The 17650-nt window shown below is 39.7% G+C and carries 19 protein-coding genes; 13 read left to right on the forward strand and 6 right to left on the reverse strand.

Going from position 1 to position 17650, the window contains the following annotated elements; translation table 11 throughout:
- Positions 1-60 precede the first annotated feature (60 nt).
- The 9 genes from ACE1EF_RS05555 to ACE1EF_RS05595 are packed head-to-tail and all read left to right on the forward strand — an operon-like array spanning position 61 to position 5952.
- Positions 61-603: an RNA polymerase sigma factor gene (locus ACE1EF_RS05555; RefSeq protein ID WP_375719634.1), complete on the forward strand. Its 543-nt coding sequence runs from the start codon at positions 61-63 to the stop codon at positions 601-603.
- Positions 590-1147, forward strand: coding sequence for a hypothetical protein (locus tag ACE1EF_RS05560; RefSeq protein WP_375719635.1), 558 nt, complete (start codon positions 590-592; stop codon positions 1145-1147). Before ACE1EF_RS05555 ends, ACE1EF_RS05560 begins: the two co-directional genes overlap by 14 nt.
- A complete protein-coding gene (locus tag ACE1EF_RS05565; RefSeq protein ID WP_375719636.1) occupies positions 1148-1846 on the forward strand; it encodes a hypothetical protein in 699 nt (232 codons plus the stop codon).
- Positions 1843-2721, forward strand: coding sequence for a hypothetical protein (locus tag ACE1EF_RS05570; RefSeq protein ID WP_375719637.1), 879 nt, complete (start codon positions 1843-1845; stop codon positions 2719-2721). Before ACE1EF_RS05565 ends, ACE1EF_RS05570 begins: the two co-directional genes overlap by 4 nt.
- A gap of 1 nt (position 2722) precedes the next feature.
- A complete protein-coding gene (locus tag ACE1EF_RS05575; protein ID WP_375719638.1) occupies positions 2723-3415 on the forward strand; it encodes a hypothetical protein in 693 nt (230 codons plus the stop codon).
- A gap of 1 nt (position 3416) precedes the next feature.
- Positions 3417-4004, forward strand: coding sequence for a hypothetical protein (locus tag ACE1EF_RS05580; protein WP_375719639.1), 588 nt, complete (start codon positions 3417-3419; stop codon positions 4002-4004).
- A 10-nt stretch (positions 4005-4014) separates the two neighbouring features.
- Positions 4015-4518, forward strand: coding sequence for an LVIVD repeat-containing protein (locus ACE1EF_RS05585; protein ID WP_375719640.1), 504 nt, complete (start codon positions 4015-4017; stop codon positions 4516-4518).
- On the forward strand, positions 4515-5291 hold the full coding sequence (locus ACE1EF_RS05590; RefSeq protein WP_375719641.1) for an LVIVD repeat-containing protein: 777 nt from the start codon (positions 4515-4517) through the stop codon (positions 5289-5291). Before ACE1EF_RS05585 ends, ACE1EF_RS05590 begins: the two co-directional genes overlap by 4 nt.
- 10 nt (positions 5292-5301) lie before the next feature.
- Positions 5302-5952, forward strand: coding sequence for a hypothetical protein (locus ACE1EF_RS05595; protein WP_375719642.1), 651 nt, complete (start codon positions 5302-5304; stop codon positions 5950-5952).
- 35 nt (positions 5953-5987) lie between these two features.
- Here ACE1EF_RS05595 and ACE1EF_RS05600 read toward each other — a convergent pair whose 3' ends face one another.
- Together ACE1EF_RS05600 and ACE1EF_RS05605 are read right to left on the reverse strand one after the other, a co-directional pair.
- A complete protein-coding gene (locus tag ACE1EF_RS05600; protein WP_375719643.1) occupies positions 5988-6689 on the reverse strand; it encodes a Crp/Fnr family transcriptional regulator in 702 nt (233 codons plus the stop codon).
- Positions 6690-6810: 121 nt separating this feature from the next.
- The gene (locus ACE1EF_RS05605; protein WP_375719644.1) at positions 6811-9000 is read right to left on the reverse strand and encodes a glutamine synthetase III family protein; all 2190 of its coding nucleotides are present in this window, start codon (positions 8998-9000) and stop codon (positions 6811-6813) included.
- Positions 9001-9381: 381 nt separating this feature from the next.
- Between ACE1EF_RS05605 and ACE1EF_RS05610 the strand changes: the two genes are divergently transcribed.
- Genes ACE1EF_RS05610 through ACE1EF_RS05620 form a run of 3 tightly spaced genes read left to right on the forward strand, consistent with a single transcriptional unit; the run spans position 9382 to position 12650 of the window.
- On the forward strand, positions 9382-10740 hold the full coding sequence (locus ACE1EF_RS05610) for a glutamine synthetase family protein (RefSeq protein WP_375719645.1): 1359 nt from the start codon (positions 9382-9384) through the stop codon (positions 10738-10740).
- 9 nt (positions 10741-10749) lie between these two features.
- Positions 10750-11793 carry a hypothetical protein gene (locus ACE1EF_RS05615; RefSeq protein WP_375719646.1) on the forward strand — a complete coding sequence of 348 codons (1044 nt, stop codon included), beginning with the start codon at positions 10750-10752 and terminating at the stop codon, positions 11791-11793.
- A 5-nt stretch (positions 11794-11798) separates the two neighbouring features.
- Entirely contained in the window at positions 11799-12650 is an 852-nt protein-coding gene (locus ACE1EF_RS05620) for an HAD-IIA family hydrolase (protein WP_375719647.1), read from the forward strand.
- A gap of 73 nt (positions 12651-12723) precedes the next feature.
- Here ACE1EF_RS05620 and ACE1EF_RS05625 read toward each other — a convergent pair whose 3' ends face one another.
- The gene (locus ACE1EF_RS05625; protein WP_375719648.1) at positions 12724-13743 is read right to left on the reverse strand and encodes a glutamine synthetase beta-grasp domain-containing protein; all 1020 of its coding nucleotides are present in this window, start codon (positions 13741-13743) and stop codon (positions 12724-12726) included.
- 526 nt (positions 13744-14269) lie between these two features.
- Here ACE1EF_RS05625 and ACE1EF_RS05630 point away from each other — a divergent pair.
- Positions 14270-14692, forward strand: coding sequence for a hypothetical protein (locus ACE1EF_RS05630; RefSeq protein WP_375719649.1), 423 nt, complete (start codon positions 14270-14272; stop codon positions 14690-14692).
- 3 nt (positions 14693-14695) lie between these two features.
- Here ACE1EF_RS05630 and ACE1EF_RS05635 read toward each other — a convergent pair whose 3' ends face one another.
- The 3 genes from ACE1EF_RS05635 to ACE1EF_RS05645 form a co-directional block, all read right to left on the reverse strand.
- Positions 14696-16258 carry an Rne/Rng family ribonuclease gene (locus tag ACE1EF_RS05635; RefSeq protein WP_375719650.1) on the reverse strand — a complete coding sequence of 521 codons (1563 nt, stop codon included), beginning with the start codon at positions 16256-16258 and terminating at the stop codon, positions 14696-14698.
- A 235-nt stretch (positions 16259-16493) separates the two neighbouring features.
- On the reverse strand, positions 16494-16778 hold the full coding sequence (locus ACE1EF_RS05640; RefSeq protein WP_375719651.1) for an HU family DNA-binding protein: 285 nt from the start codon (positions 16776-16778) through the stop codon (positions 16494-16496).
- 128 nt (positions 16779-16906) lie between these two features.
- Positions 16907-17650 carry a CDP-alcohol phosphatidyltransferase family protein gene (locus ACE1EF_RS05645; protein ID WP_375719652.1) on the reverse strand — a complete coding sequence of 248 codons (744 nt, stop codon included), beginning with the start codon at positions 17648-17650 and terminating at the stop codon, positions 16907-16909.

Consider the following 17650-nt stretch of genomic DNA (forward strand, 5'->3'; position numbering starts at 1 on the left):
AAATTAAATCCTGATGCAACGCTTTGGCGTATAACAACCTCTTTTGACTGAATTAATCGAATGAAGGAACCTGGTGACAAAGAGAAATACCTTATTGAAGGGGCATTAAAAAACGACAGGAAAGCTCAGTATGAACTTTTTATGTCGTACAAAGATGCCATGTTCACCATTTTGTTCCGTTTTCTGGGCAATACTCAGGACGCTGAGGATGCATTACAGGAAGGTTTTATAAAGGTATTCACCAAGATAGACAGCTTCAGTGGCAAGTCTACTCTGGGGGCCTGGATGAAAACAATCTTTATACGTACGGCACTTGAGAAAGTCAGAAAACGGGTTTATGTCTCCGACATTGAAGAGGCCTACTCATATGAGCCGTTCGAGCCCGATGATGAGCTGACCGGCGAAATGCTCGAGAAAGCGATCCTTTCACTGGACGAAGGCTACCGCACCATTTTTCTGCTGGTAGAGGTGGAAGGTTACAAGCACCGGGAGGTTGCAGATATGCTGAGTATTAGCGAAGGAACAAGTAAATCGCAACTGTCCAGAGCAAAAAAGAAATTACAGTCAACACTTAATGAACTGAATAATATTGAAAGATTATAACAACATAAAGAATAAACTATCTCAGCTTCCGTCCCATTCAGCAGATGAACGGCTCTGGGAAGGCATAGAAGAAAAGATGCCACAGTCCGGGATTTTCAATAAGCTGCCACAACGAGAAGCACCGGACGATATTTGGGATAAAATCAGTGCGGAGCTCCCACACAGGAAGTCTGTTCTCAGGTTTTTACCTTATTGGATGGCAGCGGCATCAGTTATTATTATATTTTCACTCACCATACTGCTGAAACCCAACCGGCAAAACGACCAGATTATAGTGGCAGAAGAGATAATAACCGAAGATGTGGTACCGCAAAAAACGCCGGAACTGAATAAAGAAATAACCATATATTGCGATCAGTATCCGTCTGTTTGCAGTACCGGTAAATTTACTCAATTAAAAAAACAGCTGGATGAATTGAAAGCACAGAAAAAAGAGCTGAATAAACTTAAATTGTTTGACTCAGATCCGCAGATTGATCTTTATATTGAACACATCAATCTGGAGCTATCTACAATAGAACGCAAACTAATAGCCATGTTCTGAATGAGATTATTGATAACCTCCATATTATTCATGATCACGCTTGCAGCAACTGCACAGGAAACCCGTGTTGTGGTATCGGAAGACAGCTCTGCTCAAACCAGTGAATATGACCGTTTGTTTAATATGTTGTCCGGGGACAAGAGGCAGATTAACAGCCTGTTCAAATTAAACGCTGTAGACTGGGGTCAACTTAGCCCATCATTTGTATTTGAGCAACGCATATATAAATGTCTTACCATTGAACCGGCATTAAGAATTGATGGCTTTGGGGTATCTCAGCAAAACGGACTGAAATATATGGTCACACCTGAAGTAAGATTAAAGTGTTACCACAATTTCAGATTCAGAGAACAGCGGGGCAGGAATACGAATGGTTTTTCAGGCAATTATTTTATGGCTGCACTGGCCACTCCCTTTGGCGACACTCCCTCTTTACTTGAATCACAGCTGAACAGGCAATACTTTTATGATTATGACCTGGGTGACCTCCCGGTGAATGAGATACAGATGATTGGATTACTCCAGTTCGGATATGGCATACAAAGGCGTTTTCTGGATATCGGGTATTTTGATATGGCTTTTGGCGTGAACATGCAGGTGTACAACGACTTGATTCCTAAGAATAAACTATTGCCTTTTGTTAAAATCGGTATCGGATTCGGGATCACTCCTAAAAAAGCAAAAGAACTGACCGAGTGAAAGTAAAATTTTACATATCGCTGATCATGGGAGTCTTAATGATTTCACTTCAGGCCCAGACCAAGGTTAAGGTCCTGACAAGAATTATTGAGAAGAGTTATACCTACACCGATGAATTTCTTCTGGATATTGATGCCGAAAAAGCAGATATTACCATCGAAACTATTCCCGGCAATACCGTGGAATTACAACTGAAACAAATTGTTAAAAATCCAAGTCAGGAGATTGCCAGAGAACATCTGGAAGCACAAAAGTTTGTAGAAAACAGCTCACGGGACCGGCTTTTCATAAAAAACTATATTCTGTTCAACGATGCGAATGATAAATCAGGATCGATTTTTAAAAATGAATACCATATTAAAGTGCCGGAGCAGTGTCATGTGAAGATTAAAAATCAATTGGGAAACATCGTATTGAAAAACCTGGATAAAGGGGTCTACCTGGAACTGGAGTATGCAAAAGCTGAACTGAATAATTGTACATCGAAACTTAATTTAAACATTTCGCTTGGTGAGCTTACCATTAATGGCGGAACGGTAACGGGGATAATCAATACAAGGAACACAAGAATTAAACTTCAGTCCGTAAGTGGAGAACTCAGCGGAACAGCAACTTTGGGAAATCTCTCATTGTTTTTAAACGGAAACCCACTGGTAGCTGACCTGCAAACGAACTATTGTGAAACCACCATCATAAATAAATCGGAAGGAAGTTATGCATTCCGGCTGGAAACAAAAGGCGGGGAAATAAACAGCATTGAATATAATGCAGAGAAAACAGAACAGGGTGAAAAGCTCGACATTACGCCATCTACTGACGGGGTTCTGCCCCGAATAAGCATTTCTGCAACAGATAACGATATTAATTTGTATTAAAATGAAACACGTTCTTATTTACATAAACATAATCATGGTACTGGGATTTTTATCCTGCGCCCAAAGTGATCTCTCTCAGGAAGGCACGATGTACGATGTGATCCCATCGGATAATGAAATGGTTTTTGATCAGTATGTATCAGTATTACCTGAAGGGAATCTTTCGTATGGTGATACACTTTGGCTGAAACTGAAAATCAACAGTCAGCTTTTCACCGATAAGATATCAGAACAGGGCGTCTATATTCCTTTGGATGATGCCCGGTTAATTTGCCAGTTTCAGATTACAGACCTGATAGAGAATACCTCTCCGGCCTATAATATGATCGTTAAATCGGGACAACTGGTTTCTAAAACAGGTGATCTTATCACCGTAGCATTCGGCTATCCGGACAAACTGCCCGATCTTGAAGTCGGCCTGCAGTTTCCGGACATCGGGAAGTATTCCATCAACTTTGTCAACTACCCCAATCCAGAAGATGCTGAGCAGTTAAACAATCCCTGTATAACCGACTGTGAAAATTACTGGTATGACATGGGCTTTTATTACAACGAGAATAAGAAAGATTTTGAATATAAAGCATTTATTGAGTACCACTTTTCAATTCCTGACAACGTAAATTCATATGAGAATAAGGATTTTGCGAATACCAGCATTTACGATGATGCGGTATACACATTTATAGTAAAATAATATGGTTAAAAGACTATTCCATATCATATTTTTGTTATCCGTTATTCTTCCGGTTCAGGCGCAACTTATTTACAAGCCATTGAAACTGGACGTTGGAATGGCGTTCGGTGAACTGACCGGTCCGCATGCCGGATTCATTACACCTTATGCCGAATTAAAACTGAACCTGACGAACAGAATTACTATTGGAGGCCGTTATGAATATGTGTACTTTTCACAGAAAGACCAGTCTATCATTAATTCTCCATTAAACGATAATCTCTACTGGAAAAATATAGAAAGTGATGGCTACATATCATCCTTTACAGGAACATGTGATTATTACTTCAACACCCATAAACTAAGGCCATTTGCCGGAGTCGGTCTTGGTTTGTATTATGCATCGCTGAAGGAGCAGAATGTATTTATCAATAACGATGAAACGCTTTTATTACCCGGAGCTATGCTGCGTATTGGCTTTAGTGTTGAGCATATTCGTTTTGGTATAGAATACAACCTGGTCCCGAATGATGTCACTGAACTTAACTACCTTTCATTCAAACTTGGTTTTGAAATAGGAGGAGGGAAAAAAGTATTTATTAAACCGTAATTTTTAAAACATGAGAAAAATTGTTTTGCTGCTCGTAGTGATAACTACGTTATGGGGATTCTCTGTGGACGATTTATCGTATTACAACGCATATTCCCCTGTACTGATGGAACGATCCAATCTGGAAAAATCAATCCATTCAGTTGATCCGGTTGCAATGGAAAACCCCGGTAAGATATATATTAAGGATTCATTGCTGTTCATTGTTGAGAAGTTTAAAGGTGTGCATATCATAAACGATTATGATCCTTCACATCCTGTAAGTCTGGCTTTCATTACCATTCCCGGAGTGGTTGATGTTGCCGTAAAGAACAATCTGTTGTTTGCGGATAATGCAGTGGATCTGGTGTCGGTAAATATATCAGACGTGAAGAACGCTACGGTTGTAAACCGTGTGAAAAATGTATTCCCTGAACTCACACATCCCGAACTCCGGTATATTCCCGATGATTTCAGGAAAGAAAACCGTCCGGCAAATACCATCATTGTTAACTGGATAAAACGCGAATCATGAAAACAGGATTAATCTATACCGGCATGATACTGATACTGATATTCGGGTCATGCGAAAACAGTGATATTAACTTTACGTACAACCGTACTGACACGATGGCTGAAGGTTTAAACGGAAGCGGAACAGGTGGTAGTATGGCACGTTTTACCATTGTGGGAGACCAACTGTATACTGTTGATGGATACACACTTAAGACGTTTGACTTAACTGACCGGAATAAAATAACCTTAAAATCGAGCTGGCAGATGGACTGGTCCGGAGGAATTGAGACTATTTTCCCATACCATAATAAACTCTTCCTGGGAACCACAACCGGAATGCACATCATTGACATATCAAATCCTGATCAGCCACAATACACCTCGAAGTATGAACATGTCGTCAGTTGTGATCCGGTAGTTGTCAGTGGGAACTATGCCTACGTCACACTAAGCTCGGGCAGTAACTGGTGCAACAGATCGGTTAATCAGCTGCAGGTTATCAATATCAGCAACATCACAAATCCAAAACTGGAAAGAACATACAATATGAACAATCCTAAGGGACTCGGCACCGATGATGGCCTGCTGTTTGTTTGCGATAACGGACTTAAAGTATTTAAAAAGAATTCCGCAACCGACCTGGTACACATCAATACCTTTACAGATATAAACGGCGCTTATGATGTTATTCCCTATAACGGTCTTCTTATTCTGATCAGCACAGATGGCCTGAGGCAATATTTATACGAAAATGACAATCTTACTTTAATAAGCTCAATACTCACAAACTAAGTAAAAACATATGAAAACCATAATTATTTCCATAGCATTCTGCCTTGCTGTTCTGCCTGCAATGGCACAACAGAAAAACGAAAATGTAAATGCTGAACCAGAGTGGAAATTCAGCATTGGCCTTGTGCCGCAATATGCTATCGTAAGCGGGATGCGGATTGACTTTGATCTTAAGCTCAAACAAAATCAATACCTCACCCTGGCACCTCAGATGTATTATAATGAGAATTATACCTTGTTTTATCCTGAGAGCACAGACATGAAGGGTTTAGGCATGAATGTCAACTACAGGTATATATTTTCGCAAAATGAAAAACCGGAAGGACCTTACATTGGGGCGGGGTTAGTATATAAGTATTTTAATTTGCAATACTGGGGTGATGAATGGATATCGTATATGGAACTTGGAAACACCTATTCGGAACTGGTGAATCAGGAAGTCAGCAAAAAATTCAATCAGTTTGGATATGACCTGCTAATTGGATACCAGGGTACTGTGGACCGGTTCTTTTTTGATATGTACATTGGCTGGGGTTTCCGGTTAAGCGACTTTGACAAGGATAAATCTGACGATAAATTCTGGAGTGAAACAGTCTTCGATCCGGGATATTCAGGTTTTCTTCCAACCATCGGGTTCAGGGCCGGAATATTCCTGAAATAACAACAACAAAAAAGGAGGCTCGTGCCTCCTTTATCTTATCCTAAATTACTGATTCGTTTCAATGCTTCGTCATTTAAGATCTTAACCTTTCTACCGTCCACTGAAATGACCTTTTCTGTTGCAAAATTAGATAAGGTTCGAATGGCATTAGAAGTGGTCATATTGGACAGATTTGCAAGATCTTCTCTTGAAAGGTAAATATTGAGGGTCACCCCATCGCTTTCAAGACCGTACGTTTCTTTCAGAAACAAAAGGGCTTCCGCAAGTCTCCCCCGGATATGCTTTTGGGTTAACGACACGGTCAGGTTGTTCGAGAATCCTAACTCTTTGGCTAAACTTTTCAGGAAGAATAATGACAGTTCCACATTATGATGCAGAACTTCCATCAGAATATCTTTATGTATAGTGATAATGACAGACTCTTCAATACAGATGCTGCTTGTTGTATACTCTTCATCAGCAAACAACGCACGTTTTCCAAATATGCCCGGGGCTTTAACCATCCGAACAATCTGTCCACGTCCTCCAACACCTTCCTTGAAAATCTTCACTTTCCCTTTTACAAGACAAAGCAAATAATCGGGAAGTTCACCTTCTTTATAGATAATCTGATTTTTCTTAAAATGATGAACCTGATAGTTTTCGCTGACGAAGACTTTCTGTTCTTCATTCAATAACTCCCATAGTTGCTTCACTAATGAAATTGAAGCTTCATGTAAAATGCTTCTCTCTGCCATTTTACTGCTTTACAACATTGTTATAAAACACAAAGGTATTAAAAATAATTAAAAAAAAAAGCAGGCTCAAAAAAGAACCTGCTTTCGCCCCTAAAATAAAGATTATGAACCTAACGGATCACTATCGCGCGAACAAAAGTTCACGGTATTTTGGTAAGGGCCACATCTCGTTATCCACTATCAGCTCGAGCTTATCGATGTGATAGCGAATCAGATCAAGATATGGTCTTACTTCTTTGTCATAAGAAAATGCTTTCTCTTTTTCATCCGTGATAGCATTACATTTTTTCCGGGCATCAATCATGTTTTTGACCTCAGCCTTTATGGTGGAAATGTGTACAGAAATCTCCTTTATCAGTTCTTTTCTGGAACCAGCCAGTGTTGCAAATTCCTGGGGATCAAAGATATCTTTCAGCCCCTTAACATTTTCAATCAGACTACTTTGGTATGCAATAGCTGTTGGAACAATATGGTTTGCAGCCAAATCGCCCAGTACCCTTGCCTCAATCTGTATCTTTTTGGTATATTTTTCCATTTCAACATCCACACGTGCTTCCAACTCTTTTTCACTCATAATGCCACCTCCAACGAGTACTTTTTTACTCTGTTCGGAGAGATAGGTCATAAGTGATTCGGGAACACTTGTTATGTTTGTCAGTCCTCTTTTCTTTGCTTCTTTCAACCAAGATTCAGAATAGCCGTCTCCGTTAAACTGAATTGGCTTTGATTCCAGAATCAGTTTTTTAATCATCTGCAGGATGGCTTCGTCTTTTTTTGTTCCCTTGTCGATAAGCTTGTTCACATCTCTTTTGAATTCTTCCAGCTGAACCGCTACAGCTGCATTTAGTGCAGTCATTGCAGTTGCACAGTTTGCGGATGATCCAACAGCTCTGAACTCAAAACGGTTTCCCGTAAAGGCAAATGGTGATGTTCTGTTGCGATCTGTATTATCCAGAAGAATTTCCGGAATCCGACCGATGCCAAGCTTTAACGCTGTTTTTTCTTCAGGCGACATTTTTTTATTGGACACTTTTTCTTCCAGATCTTCGAGCATGCCGGCAATCTGAGAACCGGTAAATACGGATAATATAGCAGGAGGTGCTTCATTGGCTCCTAAACGGTGACTGTTAGCCGCGTTCAAAATAGATGCACGTAACAAATCCTGATTCTTATATACCGCAGCCATTGTATTTACCAGAAAAGCAAGAAACTGCATGTTACCTTTGGGGTTTTTACCTGGAGAGAACAGGTTTACACCGGTATCGGTAGACAGGGACCAGTTGTTATGTTTTCCGGATCCGTTTATGCCTTTAAATGGCTTTTCATGAAACAACACCTGGAACTGGTGTCTTCTTGCAACCTTCTTCATGATGTCCATCAGAAGCTGATTATGATCGTTTGCAAGGTTTGTTTCTTCAAATATAGGGGCTACCTCAAACTGGTTTGGAGCCACCTCGTTATGTCTTGTTTTTACGGGTATACCCAGTTGATGTGCTTCAATTTCAACAGCCATCATAAATTTTGCCACCCTTTCAGGTATTGATCCGAAATAATGGTCATCCAGCTGCTGATCCTTGGATGAGGAATGCCCCATCAGCGTTCTGCCGGTCAGCACCAGGTCGGGTCTTGCATTATAAAGAGCCTCATCAATCAAAAAGTATTCCTGCTCCCATCCCAGGTTAGAATTGACCTTGGTGACATTTTTATCGAAAAACTGACAGATATCAAGCGCTGCTTTATCTACTCTGGCCAGGGCTTTCAGCAGTGGCGTTTTATAATCCAGAGCTTCGCCGGTATATGATATAAATATAGTAGGTATACACAAAGTTGTTCCTACAATAAAAGCAGGTGATGAAACGTCCCAGGCCGTATAACCTCTGGCTTCAAATGTCTGACGGATACCTCCTGATGGAAATGATGAAGCATCAGGTTCCTGCTGAGCGAGGAGTTTTCCACTGAAGTTTTCTATCATCTCACCACCATCACCGAACTCTATAAATCCATCATGCTTTTCAGCGGTACCATCCGTAAGGGGTTGAAACCAGTGTGTATAATGGGTTGCACCCTTTTCAATAGCCCAACCTTTCATGCCTGCCGCAACTGCATCAGCCATTTTGCGTTCAATGGGTTCACCTTTATCGATAGCTGCCATCACTGCCCTAAGCGCATCTTTTGGCAAATGCTTACGCATCGACTCCAGATTGAAGACATATTCACCGTAATAATCTGTAACTTTATTGGATGGAAATTTTACATCCATAGGCTGTCGTCTGAATAACTCATCCAAAGCCTGAAATCTTAAAACTGCCATAGTTTTTTTATTAAGTTGATAATCTAATTTATTTAAGGGGACGAAGCACACCCCACTTACAAGGTGCAATTCGGATGCAAAAATACAATATTTTTTCAATCCACCCCCTCATTTTACAGACTACATTTTAAAAATAAATATATTTTCTCAGCACCACCCCTGTTCACACAACACACTCACACTTAAATCATGTATCCGGACGAATATTTTTGTCTCCCATGATTACGGATTAAATCGGGAAATTTGAGCTGTGATTATGAAAATATGTAATTTTGTTTGATGATTCCATATTTTGTGAATACTTTCAGGGCAAAGAGGTATTTTTATACGTGTTAGTTTGAGTGAAACACCAATTACACTTTCTTCATATAATAGTTGTTTATGCATAAAGAAGAGATCATACAATTTTTAAAAGATTCAAATGAATCGAAAGTAAAAATTGCTGTTGCTGACATCGATGGTATTTTACGGGGTAAATACATTCACAAGCATAAATTTCTGGACACACTGGACAAAACGCTTGGATTGTGTGATGTCATTTTTGGATGGGACTCAGGAGACGTCTGTTATGATAATACTGAGGTTACCGGATGGCATAGTGGATATCCTGACGCAAAAGCTGTTCTGGATGTTTCTACCTTTCGCAGGATTCCGTGGGAAAACGGAACTCCCTTTTTCCTTGCCGATTTCAGTGAAGATAAAAAATACGCGGAAAGCACATGCCCCAGAAGCCTGCTCAAAAAAATTAATGCAGATTGCGAGTCCATGGGATTTAAAGCCCGATTTTCCCAGGAATTTGAATGGTTCAATTTTAAAGGAAAACCCGGTGACATGTCATCCAATGAATTTCACGTACCGGAACCGGTTACTCCCGGGATGTTTGGATATTCACTTTTACGAACTTCACTGAATCAGTCCTACTGCAATGATTTATTCGAGATGCTTGAAGCGTTTAACATCCCGCTTGAGGGCATTCATACCGAAACCGGCCCCGGAGTATATGAAGCAGCCATAATATATGATGATATCCTTCCGGCAGCAGATAAAGCCATTCTGTTCAAAACAGCTGTTAAAGAGATTGCTTACCGTCATAATATGACCGCAACGTTTATGGCAAAGTGGAATATTAAATTACCGGGATCCGGTGGACATATTCATCAAAGTCTGTGGGACAATTATGGCGGAAAAAATCTGTTTGCCTTCGATAAAGGATCAGATAAGATGAGTGAAATTCTGGAATACTATATCGCCGGTCAACTCACATGCCTGCCGGATATCCTGCCCATGTTTGCACCAACCATAAACAGCTACAAAAGAATCGGGCATGGTGACTGGGCTCCGTCAACCGTGACCTGGGGAATGGATAACAGAACAGCTGCAATTCGGGTCATTAGAGTAAATGATAAAAACACAAGAATTGAATCCCGCGTTCCCGGCGCAGACACCAATGCATACCTGGCATTTGCTGCAGCACTGGCTTCCGGCCTGTATGGCATTAAACACAAACTTAAACTTGACATTCCACCCTCAGATGGCAATGCATATCAGGATAAGAAAAGGGTGAAATTACCCGATAATTTATTGGATGCAACAGTTCAAATGGCGGCTTCACCGATAGCAAAAGAACTTTTTGGAGAAGCTTTTGTCAACCATTTTACGAAAACCCGGATATGGGAATGGCGTCAGTTCATGAACCAGGTTACAGACTGGGAATTAAAACGCTATTTTGAGATTATTTAATTAAAATTCATGCGGAAGATAGACTACATTCAAATTATAAAACATGCCTGGCGCGAATTTGATGACCGTCACGAAATACGTGGTGTTTATGACGTCAGTGCCTATGTATCGACAAACCAGGTATATAAAATATCGTTTTATAACCGTGAACCTGTATTTGCCAAACTCTCTGACTACGGCAAATTTGAGGATTTCAGGGAAGATCACATTATCATTAATAATCTTGCAAATAATCTTGAACGGCCATACGAAAACTTTCTTGCCCAGTCACTGGTAAAGAAGAACGAACTGTTCATCTATCTTTTCCATCAGGAAAATCACAGCGCATGGGTTGTTTTTTACAATCCTATCCGCACCATGCACAAACTCCCCAGAAGGCTTGATGACAAACAAATCAGAAAAATGGGAAGAGAACTGGCACGATTTCATCGGGCTTGTACCAATGTATGCAATCAGCTTCCCAATCCGTCAAAAACCACGGTCACTGATATCCTTGCTCTTCAGAGGAGGATCAGCAGGAATGAAATTGAAATGTGTGAAGTTCATAAGGACATGATTAAAAAGCATTGTGATTATTACCTGAACAATGCGGATAAGGTGAATTATGCAACCGGATTTGAAACCATACCGGTATTTGTGGACTGGAACATTGGCAATTTCTCTATATCCGGAGATGGCAAGTTTTACTCACGATGGGACTATGACTGGTTCAGAATGTCATCGAGGGTAATGGATTTTTATTTCTTCAGCAGAGTGGTATCAGATGTTGGTGACCGTACCGTTTTCAGCTACCTTGTAGATACCCTGATGGAAGACCGTTTTATGATGTTCCTGAAGGAATATCACCGTATTTTTCCCTTAACGGAGCCTGAGGTAAGATTCATCAAAGAAGTATACCGCTTCTTTATCTTAAACTATGTTATTAAAGATGGCCCCTATTTCTTCCGAAAAATTTACTCTTCAAAATTAATTAATGAGGCTTATCAGACTTACTTTCCCGCCATGGATGCCAATTTTAAAGTCGAAAAAATATTAAATGCATTGAAAATATAATTCAAATGAGAACGAAGAGTTTCCGCAGTGTGGTAAAAAATTATAAAGCCGTCTTTTTTGATGCTTTTGGGGTACTGAAGAATCATAAGGGACTGATCCCTGAGATAAATAAAACGTTTGACTATCTTGAACGAAAAGGGATTTTCTACTATATCCTCACCAACGATTCCTCAAGAAGTCCTGAAGATCTGGCCAAATGGTATCAGGACAGGGGAATAAATCAGATTACAACTGATAAGATTCTGTCATCCGGAATGCTGGCAATGGAGTTCTTTAAGACAAAACTCACAAACGGACACGCAGTTGCCTATCTGGGCACACCAGCTTCGGCACACTATATTGAATCTGTTGGCCTTAAAACCATTCCGATTCAGGAAGTTGACATGGATAATCTTGATATAATTGAATCGTTTGCCTTTCTTGATGATGAGGGATTTAACTGGAACGAGGATATTAACAAGACCATAAACCTGTTGCGTAAGAAAAATATGACCGTTGTTGTTGCCAATACTGACATTAATTACCCGGTAAGCAGAAATGAAATTTCTGTCGCAATAGGAGGCCTGGCTGATCTGGTTGAGAATATTATAGGAAAAAACTTTATTCGGTTTGGAAAGCCTGATGCCCAAATGTTTCTCCTGGCTTACGAAAGGGCACTGCAGGATATCCAGGTCAAACGAAAAGAAATTCTCATGGTTGGCGATACCTTATACACCGATATTATCGGGGGCAATAAATTCGGACTTGATACTGCTCTTGTATTATCCGGAAATACACTTCCTGAAATGGCCAGTGTAAGAATAAGTGGTTCCGGTATTATTCCGACTTACATTTGCGACTCAGCCGTCATAGAATAGACAGTATTCATACAGCCAGATATAAAAAAAGCTGCCCTGAAGGACAGCTTTTTATTTATATCTGAATCGTTTATTACAATCCTTTCACTGCCTTTGATGTTGTTTTAATAATTACAGCAGCAATTTTATATGGGTCACCATTTGAAGCAGGACGACGATCCTCAAGACGACCTTTCCATCCGTTTTCAATAGTTCCAACAGGAATACGAATTGAAGCACCACGGTCAGAAACGCCATAACTGAAGTCTGTAATTGCAGCCGTTTCGTGTTTACCTGTCAGACGCTGATCGTTATAAGCACCATATACATCAATATGCGATTTAATGTTTTTACCAAATTCCTCGCAAATTGCAGTGAATACATTTTTATCACCACATGTTCTCATTAAACCATTTGAGAAGTTAGCATGCATACCTGAACCGTTCCAGTCAAGCTCCTTGCCAAGTGGTTTTGGATGCCAGTTTACAACCACACCATATTTCTCCGCAATTTTTTCAAGGAAATAGCGACCTAACCAGATCTGGTCACCTGCGCTGTGAGCTCCTTTTGCAAAAATCTGAAACTCCCACTGCCCTGCAGCAACTTCTGCGTTAATACCTTCAATATTCAGACCAGCTTCCAAACAAACATCAAAATGTTCTTCTACAATTTCACGACCAAATGCATTCTGTGCACCGACACCACAATAATACGGTCCCTGAGGAGCCGGATAACCGTCAGCCGGGAATCCAAGTGGTTTGTTCGTCTGTGGATCCATCAGGAAGTACTCCTGCTCAAAACCAAACCAAAAATCTTCATCGTCATCATCAATATGAGCACGACCATTAGATTCATGAGGAGTTCCATCTGCATTCAACACCTCAGTCATTACAGCATACGTATTTTTACGCGTGGGATCAGGGCATATAGCAACCGGCTTAAGCAAAAGGTCCGATGAACCACCAGTAGCCTGTTCAGTTGATGAACCATCGAATGACCATACCGGACAATCTTCCAGTTTTCCACTAAAGTTCTCTTCAACTCTTGTTTTAGCCCTTAATGACTGAGTTGGCTTGTATCCATCAAGCCAGATATACTCCAATTTTGTCTTCATAATCTTTAAATTTATGTCATTTTAATATCTGGATGCAAAAATAGATATTTTTTTGTAAATACATAAAATTTGAATTGTTTTATACAAATTTCATAGTTTATTTCAAAAAAAATAGTACATAATCCGCATTATACCCCATTATTTATTCACCTGGTTTAATTTTATTATGTGAAATCCTGAGCCACCTCAAAATAACCATATGCCATACAGAGTAGAATTTCATGCATTATTGCTAACACTTTTATCTGTTTATAAGGCTAACATGATCAATATGTCATGACTTCCGGTTGATTCGCACAGTATACAAGCTCATCTGCTTACATTTATTCATACTTCACACATGTAGTAACTTTAGGCGATTTATAGCAAGGGCCGGATCCATTAAGTAATCGCTTTACGTCTCATTAACTTAACACTAAGAATACATTCACCCATCGATGATTTATTTTTTGTTAATTTTATATTTATTTTCATTGGAAAGAATCATGACATTTTATATCTTTGAGCAACACTTAACACAAATAAAATGCACAAACTCTACTTGACCATTTTTTTCTCTCTCATTGGATTATTCAATGCCGTTGGACAGATCAATTTCAATGCTTACATGTACAACGATCAGGAAACAGTAAAATTTATTAATATGACACAGCACGAAAGTGAAGATCCATACATGTTGTTTTACTGGAAAACCGGCGACGGAATTGAACGATTTGCAGGCAATGAACTCATACATTATTATGAATCTGCAGGGCTTTATGAAATTACGCTCATCGGGATTAAAAAAAGCGGAGAAAGAGACACATTCAGGCAGGAGCTTACCATACCCGGAGATCTTGAATTTTTATCCGGGGAGGCAGAGATTCAGAAAAAAAGTGTTGCACAGAATCTCTCCAACCTGAAACAGCTGGATTTAATCAATGAAAAAAAGAAAGAGTCAAACCTGTAGGATCTAATCCATCTCCTCCTTCAGGTCTATATCTTCCATGTTCTTATCATAGAATTTATACTGCAGAAATGCGAACGATTCTATGGATTTTATTTTAATCCGCGAAGTGTACTTTTTACGCCAGTTTCTTAAAACAGAAAAGAAACCTTTTGTTATATAGGCATATACGTAAGGATGGACCTCAAGCTGAAACTCCTTAACCTTTAAGGTATTAACAAGGTAATCTATTTTTCCTTCCAACTGATCCACAAACAAAATTGAAGGCCTGATTTCTCCTTTTCCGAAACAACTCGGACAGGTTTCATCTGTTTCTTTATGCATCTCCGGCCTTACCCTTTGGCGTGTTATCTGCAGAAGACCGAATTTACTGAGTGGTAAAATCTGATGTTTGGTACGATCCTGTGCCATGGCTGTTTTAATCCGCTCAAACACTTTTTGCTTATGTTCGGAACCATGCATATCAATAAAATCGACCACGATAATACCTCCCATATCACGTAGGCGTAACTGGCGGGCAATTTCGTCAGCGGCGGCTAAATTTACCTCCAGGGCATTGGTCTCCTGATTCTGTCCGCTCCGGGACCGGTTACCGCTGTTTACATCAATGACATGAAGTGCCTCGGTGTGCTCTATAATCAGATATGCACCATTCTTAAATGAAACGGTTTTACCAAATGATGATTTGATCTGTTTGGTGACGCCGAACTGGTCAAATATAGGCGCATCGCCTTTATACAACTTAACGATTTTTTCCTGTCCTGATGAGATAATGGATACAAAATCTCTTACCTCATTGTACACAGCCTTATCGTTGATGTAAATATTTGAAAACTCGGGATTAAGAATATCCCTCAGAATTGCCGAAGTTCTGCCAACTTCCTCGTAGATGCATTGAGGTGATTTAGCTTTTGTAAGGACTTCAACCGTTTCCTCCCAGCGTTTCACAAGCGTTTTCAGCTCCTTGTCAAGATCGGCTACCTTTATTCCTTCTGCAACCGTTCTGATGATGACACCAAAATTATTTGGTTTAATGCTCTGAACCAGCTTCTTCAACCGGCTTTTCTCTTCAACGGAATTGATCTTCTGGGAGACTGAAATCCGGTTCGAAAACGGCATTAATACCATATACCTTCCCGCAATTGACAGTTCTGAAGTTAAACGGGGTCCTTTTGTTGAAATTGGTTCCTTGGCAATCTGAACCACAATCTCCATCCCGTTTTTCATGACAGAACCGATGGATCCGTTTTTATCGATATCCTGTTCATTTCTGAACTTTTGCAGGCTAGGCCCTTTTTTAGGCCCCGACTGTAAGGCAATAAATTTTTTCAGTGAACTGAACTGTGGACCCAGATCCAGATAATGCAGGAATGCATCTTTTTCGTAGCCAACATCAACAAAAGCAGCATTCAGTCCGGGCATGATCTTCTTAACCTTCCCCAGATGTATATCCCCAACGGAGAATTTTACATCGCGTTGTTCGGTGCTAAGTTCGACAAGCCTTTTATCTTCTAATAACGCTATTGATATGTCTTTTGACGAAACGTCAATGATGAGCTCGCTGTTCACGTTTTACTTTTTCAGTCGTTTTAACAAATGGTTCGACTACTTAAAAAAAGAACAAACTCTATGCATAAAGTTTGTTCTTAAGATCTTTATCTCACATAAGAGAAATAACAGGAGTTATTTCTTCTTCTTATGTCTGTTTTTTCTAAGTCTTTTTTTACGCTTGTGCGTAGCCATTTTATGTCTTTTCCTCTTTTTCCCGCTAGGCATAGCTTATACTTTTACTGGATTAATAATATTACTTAACTGTATCTTTCACCTGTGTAATGAAAGTCTTTGCAGGCTTGAAAGATGGTACATAATGAGCAGGAATCTTAATCGTAACACCTTTTGAAATATTACGGGCAGTTTTCTCAGCTCTTTTCTTAACGATAAAGCTACCGAATCCCCTTAAATATACGTTATTTCCATCAGCCAGGGAACCTTTTACAGTTTCCATAAAAGCCTCTACAGTTTTCAAAACTGTCATCTTCTCAATCCCTGTATTTTTTGAAATCTCGTTGACAATATCAGCTTTAGTCATCTTTAATAATTTTATTTAGTTATACTTACAGATTCCTGTTATTTTTGAGCATGCAAATATATATCTTTTATCCTACAGCACAAAAAGTAAACCCTTATTTTTTTTACAAAAACAAAAAAATCAGCCAATTAGCCCACCTTCTCTTTGCTAAAAAAGTTTAAAATCACGGATAAAATGATGTAAAAAGGAATGATTACCACAAAACTCTTCAAACCCCAAATCACCAGGGCCACCAACCCCGTTATGAGTAAAAGATAACGGTACCAGTTATTGCTTAATCCAAACGATTTAAACTTTAATGCAAATAGATCTACCGGCAGAACAAGCATGACCGCCGAACACAGGAATATTACTACCAGTAATCCTTTCAAAAACAAACTGTTACCCTCAAACACAGCGCCCTGTTCCTTGATGAGCAGAATAAATGAAAAGACAAACAGCGTATTCGCGGGTGTCGGTAATCCTATAAAATGTGATTTCTGATTCTTGTCTATATTAAATTTTGCCAGTCGCAAAGCCGATCCTACACCAATGAGTAACGGCAAACCTATTATTACCAGATCAAGTGTTCTGATCAGAGTTAACTGGTCAATATTATGAAGCCCTATAATACTAGCGGTAAAAACAGTGGCAGCAACAGCCGGGACAACACCAAAACTTATCATATCAGATAAACTATCCAGCTGAACACCAAATTCAGATGTTGCATTTAAAAGCCGTGCAGCAAATCCGTCCGTAAAATCAAAAAACGCCGCAACCAATATGGCGATCATTGCGTGCTGAAAGTCAGTATTAAACACAAAAAACAATGCTGTAATTCCTGACAACAGCGATAACATGGTTAATATGCTGGGAATACTTTTTCGTAACAT

The organism is Quyinboa sediminis (genome assembly GCF_042219855.1).
Classification (GTDB): domain Bacteria; phylum Bacteroidota; class Bacteroidia; order Bacteroidales; family UBA5342; genus JBHJHP01.